Here is an 11,980-nt window from a genome sequence, read left to right as displayed (position 1 = left end):
ATCTGCCTTAGCGCTCCCATGAATACCGAAGAACTGAACCGCGCCCTTGTGGCCCTGATTGAAAAGAAGGCCGAGCTGCACACCCTCACCTACGACGATGCCCGCTACGACGACGTAGAAGAGGCCCTGCATGACCTGGAAGACGACTTCAACGACGAGTACGGCGACTTCCTCGAAACGGCGCTCGACAAAGTGCACACCGACCTGAAGTCCGACACCGACGTGCTGCTGCCAACGGCCTACCTGCCCAGCGACCCCAACTCCACGCCCTCGCCCAAAGAAGGCGTGTGGGTTGACTCGGAGAAGTACCCCGGCAAAGAAGCCCGCATCACGCTGATACCGAACCCCGTGCGCATCATGCTTACGGTGGGCAAACAAGTGCAGCAGGAGCTTTGGAAGGCGTAGGTTGGGCTGAAAAGTCCCTTCTAATTAAAGGATAAAACACCGTCATGTCCGCGACGTCTGTCATGCAGAGCACAGCGAAGCATCTTATCACGCCACAACGATTCGTGCAACGGTGATAAGATGCTTCGCAGGCTCAGCATGACAGACGCCGCTAAGCATAACGGGCTTTTTTTAGCTCAATAATTTAAACACTGTGCTCTACCGCATTGCCGAAGCCAGCGACTGGCAAAATGCCCAACAAACCGGCTTTTTTGCCAGCGCCGATTTGGAGGCCGAGGGCTTTATTCACTCCTCGGAACAGTCGCAAATACTCGAAACGGCCCGCCGGTATTATGCCGGGCGGGCCGATTTGGTTTTGCTGGAGTGGGACGAAGCTGCGTTGGCGGCCGCCGATGTGCGGGTAGAGCGCGAGTGGGTGGCTTCGCGCGGCGAAGCCTTCGCACATGTATTTGGGCCGGTACCCCTTGCGGCGGTGCGCCACGTGTGGCCATTCGCGCCCGATACGGCCGGGCAGTTCCAACTGCCTGCAGAGCTGAGTGGCGGAGCGGAATAATTTATTAATAAGCGCCTTCGCATCACCGAATTGAGCTGAAAAAAGCCGTGCGTATTTCGCGGCTTGAATGAATGGGCGGGTAGCACCATATTGCGAAATAAATGTGCCGGGCCTTGCAACCTCAGTGTAGCAAATAGCATCTTCCGGCCAGAAGCACTTTTCCTTTCGCCTGGTCTTATGCTGCCTTTTAACTTCCGCCACTTCCAATTACTGGCTCTGGTTGGGCTAGCTACTACGGCCTGCGCCCCTACGTATCAGCTGGGGCTGAAACCAGCTCAACCCAAAGGCCGGAACAACGAAGGCCGGGAGCAGGCCCTGGCTGTGGGCGACAGCGTGGAAGTTCGCCTGAGTTTCGTGTGCTACGAGCCCACGCGGGTCGTGTTTGAGGCCGAATACTTTAACCCCACCAAGCGGACGCTGGTCATCGACCCCGCCGCGTTTCAGTACCAAGCCAGCCGGCTGCCGGCTCCGGCACCAGCCCCGGGCCAGAAAGCTAAGAGGCCCAAGCCCCTGCCCGGCGCCGAGGTAACGGCTGCCGTGGCCGCTGCCAGCATGGCCCTGCCGCTGCCGCCCTTGCCACCCCAAGCCGTGTCGGCCTTCGACCCTGAGCCCGAAATAATGGCTTTGGCTGAGCGGGCCAAAAAGGAAGCGGACAAAGCGGCCCGCATCGACTGGTTTGGCCTGGCTCTGGGCGCTGCCAGCCTGGCCACCGATGTGGCCAGCATCGGCAAGCGGGAAACCGCCCAACAATACCAAAGCCGCGCCGCCATTCACGACGCGGCCGTTACTTATAGCGCCATTTCCACGGCTGCCAAAATCGGGCACGCCGTAGCTGCCGAGGCCATGCATGAGCGTGCTGCCAACCTGCAGGAATTTGCCTTGCGCAAGGTGTCGTTGGCGCCGGGCTATCAGGTGCGGGGCTACCTTTACTTCCCGCGCTACGACGCGGCCGATGGCCTCGTGGTGCAGGCGCCCGTGGGCCGCAGCGCGGTACCGCTGGAATTTGTTCAGGTACGTACTCGTAGGTAGCGCTAACTTTAGCGCCCTACTTTACTACCAAAAAGTCTACCGCCTTGATGAAGAGAATAGCGTGCCTCCTGGCCATTGTGATGGCCTGGCAGTTGGGCTGGGGTACCACCGCTTTTGCCCAGAAAGGCTTTGATGTGCAGCATCTTGGGCTGCTGAATGCCAAGACTGGGAGCAAGACCAAACTTGGCTTGGGCCAGGGCACCAAGGCCGCTGTGAAGGCCCTGGGCCGGCCCACCCGGAAGGGAAGTATGTACTTTGAAATGGAAGCCGATACGGCCGTGGTGTATTACTACAACGCCAATAAGCTTTACTTCCTCAAAGATGGGTTGGTGGGCTTTGAGCTGAATGACAACACGCTGGCCTTTGGCAAATCACCAGAGCAGGCGTTTCGGGTGGGCGGCGTTCTGACCTCCGAAATCAAACCCTTTACCGAAACAAAATCCCTCAAGTCAGGCGCCCCAACTACCTATACCCGGTATCTGATAGACAATAATGTGCTCCGAGATTTAAAGCCGATTGCCAAGCCCGGAAGGTCCCGGAATATCAACTACAAGGCCATTGCGGCTAACCATACGCGGTACGGCGACGAGAAATACGACGGCTGGTTTGAAATCCTGTTCGACGGCGATAACCGCGTTATCAACATCGCCACAGGGGAATAAGCGGCAGTTGCCTGCCGCTTTGGTAAGCTGCCAGCTACGCAACAGGCCCCCGCGAATAGCTCGCGGGGGCCTGTTGCGTTTATCGTGAGACGGTAGTGCTTACATGTAGTCGGCCAGCTCCAGCCAGCGTTCTTCTTTTTGGCTCAATTCCTTTTCCAGGGCTTGGAGGCGGGCGCCCCAGGCGGCAAAGTCCTGCGGGCTGCCGCTGCCGCCGTTCAGGTTGGCGGTGAGCTGCTCTTTTTCGGTTTCCAGCACGGCCATGGCTTTTTCAAGCTGCTCGTATTCCTTCTTCTCGGCGAAGGTGGCGCGGCGCTTGGCCGGCGACGGGGCCACCGCCGTGCTCACAGCTGCGGGCACGATGGCCGCCTTGGCGGCGGCACGAGCGGCTTTGGCGGCCTTCTCTTCGGCTTCCAGGGCGGCTTCGGTTTCGCGCTCTTCCAGGTACTCGCGGTAGTCGGTGTAGTTGCCGGGGAAGTTGAGCACGGCCCCGCCGGGCTCGAGCACGAAGAGGTGCTCGGCGAGGTGGTCGAGGAAGTACCGGTCGTGGCTCACGATGAGCAGGCAGCCGGTGAAGTGCAGCAGGAAGTCTTCCAGGATGTTGAGCGTGGCCAGGTCCAGGTCGTTGGTCGGCTCGTCAAGAATCAGGAAGTTGGGGTTTTTGATGAGCACGCGCAGAAGCTGCAGCCGGCGCTTTTCGCCGCCGCTCAGCTTGCTCACCAGCGTGTACTGCTGGGCCGGCGGGAACAGAAATAGGTTGAGGAACTGGCTGGCCGTGAGCACGTCGCCGTTGGCCAGCTCCACTACTTCGGCCACTTCCTTCACGATGTCGATGACGCGCTGCGAAGGGTCGAATTCCAGCTCGGTCTGGGTGTAGTAGCCGAACACGGTGTTCGTGCCCACGTCGATGGTGCCGGAATCGGGCTGCAGCTTGCCCGTGAGCATGTTGAGCAGCGTGGATTTGCCTGCGCCGTTGGGACCCACCAGGCCAATCCGGTCCTTCTTTTTGAAGACGTAGCTGAAATCATTCAGCACCACGTTGTCGCCGAATTTCTTATTCAGGCTGTCAGCTTCGATGATTTTGCCGCCCTGGCGGGTGGTTTTCACGCTTAGCTCCACCTGCTGCTTGTTGAGGTTGGTGCTGGCCTTTTCCTTGGTCACGTAGAAGGCGTCGATGCGGGCTTTTTGCTTGGTGCCGCGGGCCTGGGGCATGCGGCGCATCCAGTCGAGCTCCTTTTTGAAGAGCTGGCGGGCCTTTTCCACTTCCACGGTTTCGCGCATTTCGCGGTCGGCCTTTTTCTCCACGAAATAGGCGTAGTTGCCCTGGTAGCGGTACATGTTGCCTTTGTCCAGCTCCACGATTTCATTGGCCACTTTGTCCAGGAAGTACCGGTCGTGGGTCACCATCAGCAGCGTGAGGGTGGGGGACGACAGCCGGTTTTCGAGCCACTCGATGGTGGCCAGGTCCAAGTGGTTGGTAGGCTCGTCAAGCAGCAGCACATCGGGCTCTTCGATGAGGACGCGGGCCAGAGCCACGCGCTTGCGCTGCCCGCCCGAGAGCTGGGCCACGTTGCGGGTCAGCAGCTCGCCCAGGATGCCGAGGCGGCCGAGGATTTGCTGTACCTGGGCTTCGTAGTCCCAGGCGTTGAGGGCGTCCATTCGCTCGAGCACGCGCTGGAGGTCGTCGGACTTGTGGTTGGGGTCGTTGATGACGTGCTCGTACTCCTGAATGGCCTTGAGCGTGTCGTTCTGGCTGGCGAAGATGGTTTCCTCCACGCTCAGGCTTTCGTCGAACACGGGCTGCTGGCCCAGGTAGGTCACGCGGATGCCCTTGCGCACGCTCACCAGGCCGGTATCGGGGATTTCGAGGCCGGCCAGTACGCGCATGAGCGTGGTCTTGCCCGTGCCGTTGATGCCCACAAAGGCCACGCGCTGCCCTTGTTGCAGGCCGAAGTTGAGGTCTTTAAATAACCAGCGGTCGGCGTAATTCTTCGAGATGTTCTCGGCGGATAACAGATTCATAGACCGCAAAGGTACGGCCGGGGCGGGCGGGGTTGGGTTGACGGTATTGCAATCTGCGTTGCAAACAGTACTACGGTTCAATAAGCTGAACGCATATTTGTTGGATGAAAAGACTACTTCTCTGGGTAATTACATTAACCCTCTGCCAAGGTTGCCAAGCGCAGAGCCAACAAGAGCAGTTGAAGGAATTCTCGGCAGCAGAACAAGCACTTAGTGCAGGAAATAGCCAAGAGGCAATTCGTCGGTTCGATGCAATTCTTAAAAATGGCCCCGAATCGGAAAGAGCTTTGTTGCTTCGGTGCAAAGCCAAATACAAGTTGCAAGACTACCAAGGAGCTATTAAAGACGCACAGCAGATTTTGGCTATTAATCCAACTGTCTTTTCTGAGCAGGATTATTTGGCTCTTTTGAATTTGGGAATTTGTAATAATAATCTCCGACAATTTGAGCAGGCTCGGCAATATTTTCTTCAAGCTCAAAAGGCCGATTCCACAGACGTTCGGATATCCGAAGGCTTGGGTTATGGATTCTTAGAGGAGCATGATTTTGCAAGAGCAATTAAGAATTTTAGTCATGCTGTAGAAATCAATCCTGCCTCAAAAACAATCTTTTACGGACTTGGAAAGTCCTACTTGCACGCAAACAAATATCCCGAAGCTATTAAGGCATATGACCAAGCTATCAAGCTTGACCCTACGTATGCTGTAGCTTATCAAAATCGTGCCTCTGCAAAATATTTGATTCAGGACTTAAACGGCTGTTGTGCTGATTTAAAGCGCTGTGAGGAACTTGGAGTTAACAACACTCAAGTGGCAGCTTTTAGGGAGAAAGTCTGCCACTGAGGATGTCACTCAAGCGGCCTCCGACACTCCCCATCGCGGAAGTGGCGAAGCATAAGCTGGCTGTATCGTCTCCCCTGAACTGGCGCGAGTTTAGCGCAGCGTAACTCGTGACCAGCTATGAGGTAGAGGCTGGGCCTCCACTGCCGCTTCGGCGGCAATGCAAGACTGGCCATAAGAAGACTATTGCTGGGTCGTTCGGATGCGAGGCACAGCCTCGCCCAAATAAACCGTCACGAGTTACGCTGCGCTAAGCTCGCGCTAGTTCAGCGGCTGAGCCTCAATCACTTTTCCCGCAGTACCACCAACGCAAAAGGCCCGTTTCCCAACTGGGAAACGGGCCTTTTTAGTCATTATGCTACTCTACATCCCGGTCCCTTTCGAAACCTCCAAACCCCAGTTGCGGCCTTTCTCAACAGCAGGCACGCCCTTGTCGAGCCATACCGGCGCAGGAGCACCTTTCAGGTAGTGGTCGAAAAACTGGAGCTCGCGGATGGAAATGTCCTTGCGGTTTTCGCGCTTGATGAGGTTGTGGGCTTCGCCGTTGTATTGCAGCAGCCACACGGGCTTGCCCAGGCGGCGCAGGTCGGTGAACATCTCGATGCCCTGGTACCACGGCACGGCGCCGTCGGCGTCGTTCGACATGATGACCACCGGCGTTTGCACCTTAGGCAGCTGGAATAGCGGCGAGTTGCGGATGTAGGCCTCCGGCTTTTCCCAGAGCGTGGCGCCGATGCGGCTCTGGGTGCGCTCGTACTGGAACTGCCGGCTCATGCCCGACTCCCAGCGGATGCCGCCGTAGGCCGAGGTCATGTTCACGACGGGCGCGCCGGCCCAGGCAGCGGCGTACATGTTGGTTTGGGTGATGAGGTAGGCCACCTGGTAGCCGCCCCAGCTCTGGCCCTGGATGCCCAGGTGGGCGGCATCAACCCAGGGGTTTTTCTTCAGCGCCTCCACGCCCGAGTTCACGTACTCCACGGCCGAGGGGCCGGGCTCGCCCACGGTGTAGCTGATGTCGGGCGTGAACACGAGGTAGCCATTGCTGGCAAACATGGTGATGTCGAGCCGCGAGGGGGTGGGCGCGGGCCCCTGGTAGCGGTAGATTCCGTCCGACACCTTCTCGTAGAAGTACGAAATCATCGGATATTTCTTCGTGGGGTCGAAGTTTTCAGGCTTGTAGAGCACGCCGGTGGCGGCGTGGCCCTGCGGAGTGGTCCAGTGCACGAGCTCGGCCGTCATCCAGTTGTAGTCCTTCTGCTGGGCGTTGATGGCGCTGAGCTTGGTTTCCTTTTTCAGGTCGGCGCTCACGTACACGTCGGCCGGCTGGCTCACGCTCGATTTGGTATAGATGTAGCGGCGGGCGTTTTTGGCCTGCTCTACATTCGAGAAGGTCATCGGGGCCATGGCCAGCCGCTCGGGGGCTTTGGTGCTGCCGAGCGGCTTGCGGTAGTAGCCCCAGGTCTTGTCCACGTCGTGCTGCGTCAGGAGCAGCAGCTCGTCTTTTGGCTCGATAAATTTCTGCTTGTCCACCGGGATGCGGTAGCGGAAACGCAGCTTCTGCTGGCGGCCCAGGCCGTTGGTGAAGTTGGTGGCAAGGCCGGTTTTGGGGTTGATTTTCCAGATGTCGTAGCGGTCGTAGAGCAGCACGGCTTCGTCGTTCTTGGTCCAAGCGGCCAAGCCGTAGGGCTCGGGGTCGGTGGGCGAGTCGTTCTCCTCGTCGGCGAAGGACACACCTGCTTTCTGGGTAAGGTTGACGGTTTGGCGGGTGGCCACGGAGTAGGCAAACCAGGCCTTGGCCGCGTCGTCGTACCACAGGGCGTAGTCGCCGTGGGGCGAAATCTGGAACCGGCTTTTGGAGGCTTTCGGGTTGATGGAAATGCGCTGGCCGGTGCGCGTCGACACGAGGTAGGCCTGCTTGCGAGTGTTGCCTTCCCACTGCATCGAAACGCGCTTGGCGGTGTCGGTGGTGGCCAGCACGTATTCGGCGTTGGTGTTGTCGGCCATGTAGGAGTCGCGCAGGTACTCGTCTTCGAGCTGCACAAACTTGTTGGCCTGCTTCGGGTAGATGACGGCCAGGTAGTTGCGCTGCAGGTCCTTCTTCAGCGTCTTGAGCTGCATGGGCTGCAGGTAGTCGTCTTTGTAGTTCCAGATGTCAAGCTTGGCGTGTTCAAAGTCCACCAGCGAAGTATCCTGCGGAATGGGGTCGGGCGCGGTGCCGAAAAACAGCTTCTCGCCGTTCTCACTGAACAGGATTTTGCCGAAGCCGCTCGGCGACCAGTTCGTTTTCAGCGCCTTATCACCGGGCCGCAGGATAATGGCGGCCGAATCAGCGGCGAAGTTGGAGTAGTACAGGCTGAACGGCTTCACCAGCGCCTTCTCCGGGTGCTTCTCGGCTGCGAATGCCAGCTGCTTGCCCGCGTCGTCGAAGGCCAGATTCTTATAAGTGCCCTTGCCGGTGCTCAGCTTCTTGAGCTTCCCGGCCGCTACATCGAACGCAAACAGACCCGACTTCACGTCCTTGCTGCCTTTGGGGGCCAGCACGGCGAAGGCCATGCGGTTACCCGGCTTGCTGAGCTGGTAATCGGTGACCGACGCAAACTCGCGGGTGGTGCCGGTCAGCAGGTTTACCAAGGTGAGGGGCGCGCCGGCTTTGTTGGCGTCGAGCAGGCCGTCGGTGAGCTTCTTGAGCGTATCGGCCGGGGCTTTGGGCTTGGTGTCTTTCACCACCGGCTTATTGCCCAGGAAGGCCAGCACCGAGGCTTTCTCGGCCAGCTGCCACGACTTCACGTTGGGGTATTTGGTGAGCTTGCCGGTTTCCAGTGCGTACACGCCCAGCGAATCCTTGGGCATGTCGTCGGCCTTTTTCTTCTTGATTTTGGCCTGGCGCACCAGCGCGTACGGCGGCTTGATGGGGAACACCGCAAACTTGGAATCGGCCGAGAAGGCAGCCGAATCGCCGCGGCTAATCTGGGCCAGCGGGCGGTTGTCGGCAGTTTTCAGGTAGAGCGTGCCGTCGCCCTGCTGGGGCTTCACCTGGTACAGCACGTACTTGCCGTTGTTGCTGATTTTTTGGTTGATGACGCTTTCCCACTTGTCATAAACGGAGTGGTCGAGCGGCTTTTTGGGGGCTTGCTGAGCCAGCGCGGGCAGCTGGCAAATCAGCGCGGCAATTAGGAGTAAGTGCTTATGCATGTACAAAGGAGGTTTCCCAAATATACTCCCATCAGGAAGTTGGTTGCCGAATGTTAAGGTGGTTGATGTGGGTCACGCAAATCGTCATGCCGAGCGTAGCCGAGGCATCTCGCGTGATGCAGTAACTACTGCCGCTGCACCGATTAGATTAGTGGTGGCACGCGAGATGCCTCGGCTGCGCTCGGCATGACGTTCAGATACCCTGACGCTATTCCTTCCTGTGTACACCCTACTTCCCCGCCGCTACCTGCTGTAGCCGCTGCCGCAGCTGCGCTAAATCGGCGGGCGAGAAGTACTGCCCATCGGCCAGCACGCCCACGATGCTGCGGGTGTTGGCGATATCCGCCAGCGGGTTGGCGCCGAGCAGCACCAGGTCGGCGAGGCGGCCGGCCTGCACGGTGCCGAAATCCTGCGTCCGCTTGAAAAACCGCGCCGGGTTGAGGGTGGCCGTTTGCAGGGCTTCCAGGGGCGTGAAGCCGGCTGCCACGAAGCGCTGCAGCTCCAGGTGCAGGCTGGCCCCGGGAATCAGGTCGACGCCGGCGGGCGTATCGGTGCCGGCCAGGAAGCCAACGTGCGCCGCGTGCAGCTTGCGCACGAGGTCGAGCTCGTGGGTGACGAAACGGGCGCGTACGGCCAGCGGCTCGGTGTCGAGGGTGCGGGCAATGTTGGTTTGGGCTTTGGGCCAGCGTTGGTTCGTCCAGCTGCGGCCGGCGTAGCTCAGGTCGGGGTCCTGTCGCCAGGCAATGGAGTCGACCAGCCACTGGCCACGCTCCCAGAACAGCGTGGGGCATTGCCACACCAGCGGGTGGGCCGCCAGCAGCCGGACCACCGCGGCTTCGCGGGGCGGGGCGTAGGTAGCCAGCAAGCGGCCGGGCGATTTTTCCTGGCCCATCACGTAGCCGTCTTCAGCCGTTGAGCTGGCCTCAAAAATGCCAATCAGGTGTTCAAAAGTGCGTTGGCCGGCCGTTATGGCTTCGGTGGCGCGCACGGCGTCGGGCACGTGGCCATCCAGGGGGAGGCCCGCTTTCCTGGCTTCGGCGGCGATGGCAAAGTAGGCTTCGCGGGGCACCAGCGACTGCACCTTGATAAAGTCGACGCCCCGGGCTTTTAGCTGGTCAACGGCTTTGCGCCCGTCTTCCGGCGTGGCAATGGCCATGGAGGCCTTGTAGGGCGACTTGGGCCCGTCGAGCATGGGGCCGCTCACCACCATGCGCGGGCCCACCAGCCGGTGCGCGGCAACGTCGGCCCGCGCCTGCAGCACGGCCTCCAGCTCGCTGCCCATGTCGCGAATGCCGGTGACGCCGTTGGCCACGAACAAGGGCAGAATCAGGTCGGTGCCGGCGGCCGCCGTGCCGTCGAAATACACATGGGTGTGCATGTCCCACAGCCCGGGGATAAGGTACTGGCCGGTGGCGTCGACCACCTTGCCGGATTGCGGACTAACGCGGGCCGACGGGCTCACCCGGGCAATGCGCTTGCCGGTAATAACCACCGTCATGTCGGGCTGAATGCGGCCGGATACGACATCGACCACGTTGACGTGCACGATGGTAAGCTGTTGGGCGTGGCTGGCGCCGCTAAGGAGCAGCAAGGCGAAACAGAGAAGCAGGACAAGGCGCATAGGAAGGAACAGATTGCAAGGCGATAATGAGAAACGACCAAGGGCCCCAGAGGGCCGGCTCACGGAAGCGAAGGTAGCCGCTGCAATGGCAGAGGTTGAGCTCAGGCGCTGGGCAGTTGCAAGTATTTCCGCCCGGCGCGAATTTGGAGTAAACCGTGTGCCTTTCTTGCTGCGGTAGCATACTTAAGCCGTGCTGCTTCGGCCCTCTACCTGCAGCACCTCCAGCGGCGAGCGACACCACCTGTCTCGGCGGTTGCAAAGGCAATTGCTGAGAATGACAATTCTCAGAGCGGCCCAAATGGCTCAATCTATTGGTGTCACCCGGGCAACGTTCTACGTAGAAAACAAAGCATGCTTCTGATAGCATGTAGCGCTTAGGGTATCGGAGTTATGTCCTTTCTGCATTCAGTGGTAAAGACGGAACGCTGGTTTCGGCATCATAAGGCAGGGGTGGCGTTTTTGGTGCTGGGGTGGCTGATTCCGTGGCTGATATTCGTGGATTTGGCAGAAAACGTCTGGAGAAACGAAGGTTTCGTGCGCGATAGGGCGCTACTGGCCTGGCTGCAGGCCCACCGGCAAACTTCACTAGACGCTGTGGCCGTGGTGCTGTCGCGGCTGGGCGGCACGGTGGCCATGTGGGCGTTCTGCGCGGGCCTGATGGGCGGGCTGCTGCTGGCCCACCGCCGCTGGCAGGCCGGGCTGGTGGCCGCGAGCATGGCCGGAACCTGGTTGCTGCATCTGGGCGTCAAAGCCATGTTCGAGCGCACCCGTCCCGAAGAGTGGGTCCAGCTGGTGGAAGAGCCACCTATCCCAGCCACGGTGTACTCCTTTCCCAGCGGTCACGCTATTGCGGCGGCGGCCCTGGCCGCGGCACTTACCCTAATGCTCTGGCCCACGCGCTGGCGCTGGCTAGCCTTGGTGGTGGGCATCTTGTGGGCCGGGGGCATGGGCGTGGCCCGGATGTACCTCGGCGCCCACTTTGCGTCCGATGTAGCTGCGGGCTGGGTTGGCTCCATTGGGTGGGTGATGGGGGTATACATGTTGTTTTTCCGGCCCGCGCAGCAACTGCAGGGGTGGGGGCAGGGTTTGGCATAGTCATAAGTAAAAAGCTCATCCTATTTGAGTTAGTGATTAAATAGGGCAATGACTTTTGTCAAGACGAGGCTTAACACTGCTCCTGTTTTTCGGCTCTGCTGCCGGCTAATTTTATAATGAGCACGGGCGGCTGCACCAGCACCGCTCTAGATATGGCGCTCCTTTGCAGGCGCCGGCTGATAGTTGTATTGCTTGTCATAGATAATTGACTTTAAATAATTTGTGTTGCTCGTGTGCCGTAGTCTTTTCATGCTGAAGCAGCAATTTGCGTGGCTGTTAGCAGCCGTGCTGTAGCCGATGGCCGGCTGCCCACCAGTCTGGAAATGACGCCCGCCGACAAACCCGGCCAGAAAACTGTGCTGCTCTATCGCTCCCTGCGCTTCAACGTGCCGCTCAATCTGTCCTGCTATCCCATCCGCTTTACCGGTTCCTGGGCCGAGGCCATGCAGCGCATCGGGTTTGACCCGATAATGCAGGCGGCCACCGCGCCGGCCATGCGGCCTTAAGCCGGCGCTGTTGGGGGAGTATGAATTAGTCTTTATGTGTATTTATTTAAAATTGAGCT

At 59.4% G+C, this 11,980-nt stretch carries 10 protein-coding genes; 7 read left to right on the top strand and 3 right to left on the bottom strand.

Features of this window, described 5'->3' with window-relative positions:
- Positions 1–18 precede the first annotated feature (18 nt).
- From LJ738_RS04490 to LJ738_RS04475, 4 genes are all read left to right on the top strand, one after another.
- Positions 19–405 (top strand): hypothetical protein, encoded by a 387-nt coding sequence (locus LJ738_RS04490; protein WP_068193808.1) that lies wholly within the window; start codon positions 19–21, stop codon positions 403–405.
- A gap of 193 nt (positions 406–598) precedes the next feature.
- Positions 599–958 carry a DUF952 domain-containing protein gene (locus tag LJ738_RS04485; RefSeq protein WP_227785117.1) on the top strand — a complete coding sequence of 120 codons (360 nt, stop codon included), beginning with the start codon at positions 599–601 and terminating at the stop codon, positions 956–958.
- A 177-nt stretch (positions 959–1,135) separates the two neighbouring features.
- Complete coding sequence (locus tag LJ738_RS04480) at positions 1,136–1,987, top strand: hypothetical protein (protein ID WP_227785116.1); 852 nt, start codon at positions 1,136–1,138, stop codon at positions 1,985–1,987.
- A gap of 47 nt (positions 1,988–2,034) precedes the next feature.
- A complete protein-coding gene (locus LJ738_RS04475) occupies positions 2,035–2,649 on the top strand; it encodes a hypothetical protein (RefSeq protein WP_227785115.1) in 615 nt (204 codons plus the stop codon).
- 99 nt (positions 2,650–2,748) lie between these two features.
- On the opposite strand, the gene LJ738_RS04470 is transcribed toward LJ738_RS04475, so the two are convergent.
- Positions 2,749–4,668 carry an ABC-F family ATP-binding cassette domain-containing protein gene (locus LJ738_RS04470; RefSeq protein WP_227785114.1) on the bottom strand — a complete coding sequence of 640 codons (1,920 nt, stop codon included), beginning with the start codon at positions 4,666–4,668 and terminating at the stop codon, positions 2,749–2,751.
- A 104-nt stretch (positions 4,669–4,772) separates the two neighbouring features.
- Here LJ738_RS04470 and LJ738_RS04465 point away from each other — a divergent pair, with 104 nt between their 5' ends.
- Positions 4,773–5,510, top strand: a complete 738-nt coding sequence (locus LJ738_RS04465; RefSeq protein ID WP_227785113.1) for a tetratricopeptide repeat protein — start codon at positions 4,773–4,775, stop codon at positions 5,508–5,510.
- Between the two features lie 360 nt (positions 5,511–5,870).
- Here the strand turns inward: LJ738_RS04465 and LJ738_RS04460 are convergent, their stop codons facing one another.
- Positions 5,871–8,699: an alpha/beta hydrolase family protein gene (locus LJ738_RS04460; RefSeq protein ID WP_227785112.1), complete on the bottom strand. Its 2,829-nt coding sequence runs from the start codon at positions 8,697–8,699 to the stop codon at positions 5,871–5,873.
- Positions 8,700–8,928: 229 nt separating this feature from the next.
- Complete coding sequence (locus tag LJ738_RS04455; protein WP_227785111.1) at positions 8,929–10,320, bottom strand: amidohydrolase family protein; 1,392 nt, start codon at positions 10,318–10,320, stop codon at positions 8,929–8,931.
- 408 nt (positions 10,321–10,728) lie between these two features.
- Between LJ738_RS04455 and LJ738_RS21435 the strand changes: the two genes are divergently transcribed.
- Both LJ738_RS21435 and LJ738_RS04445 read left to right on the top strand, forming a co-directional pair.
- The gene (locus LJ738_RS21435; protein ID WP_227785110.1) at positions 10,729–11,415 is read left to right on the top strand and encodes a phosphatase PAP2 family protein; all 687 of its coding nucleotides are present in this window, start codon (positions 10,729–10,731) and stop codon (positions 11,413–11,415) included.
- A 269-nt stretch (positions 11,416–11,684) separates the two neighbouring features.
- The gene (locus tag LJ738_RS04445) at positions 11,685–11,921 is read left to right on the top strand and encodes an outer membrane lipoprotein-sorting protein (RefSeq protein WP_227785109.1); all 237 of its coding nucleotides are present in this window, start codon (positions 11,685–11,687) and stop codon (positions 11,919–11,921) included.
- Positions 11,922–11,980 lie beyond the last annotated feature (59 nt).

It is taken from the genome of Hymenobacter plasmatis (genome assembly GCF_020711255.1).
GTDB lineage: Bacteria > Bacteroidota > Bacteroidia > Cytophagales > Hymenobacteraceae > Hymenobacter.
The sequence above is the reverse complement of the archived record's forward strand: the minus strand, read 5'-3'. Positions and strand labels throughout refer to the sequence as shown.

Coding starts and splice junctions, on each gene's coding strand:
- LJ738_RS04490 (WP_068193808.1), top strand. CDS start 19: ATGAATACCGAAGAACTGAACCGCGCCCTTGTGGCCCTGATTGAAAAG.
- LJ738_RS04460 (WP_227785112.1), bottom strand. CDS start 8,699: ATGCATAAGCACTTACTCCTAATTGCCGCGCTGATTTGCCAGCTGCCC.
- LJ738_RS04455 (WP_227785111.1), bottom strand. CDS start 10,320: ATGCGCCTTGTCCTGCTTCTCTGTTTCGCCTTGCTGCTCCTTAGCGGC.
- LJ738_RS04475 (WP_227785115.1), top strand. CDS start 2,035: ATGAAGAGAATAGCGTGCCTCCTGGCCATTGTGATGGCCTGGCAGTTG.
- LJ738_RS04480 (WP_227785116.1), top strand. CDS start 1,136: ATGCTGCCTTTTAACTTCCGCCACTTCCAATTACTGGCTCTGGTTGGG.
- LJ738_RS04470 (WP_227785114.1), bottom strand. CDS start 4,668: ATGAATCTGTTATCCGCCGAGAACATCTCGAAGAATTACGCCGACCGC.
- LJ738_RS04465 (WP_227785113.1), top strand. CDS start 4,773: ATGAAAAGACTACTTCTCTGGGTAATTACATTAACCCTCTGCCAAGGT.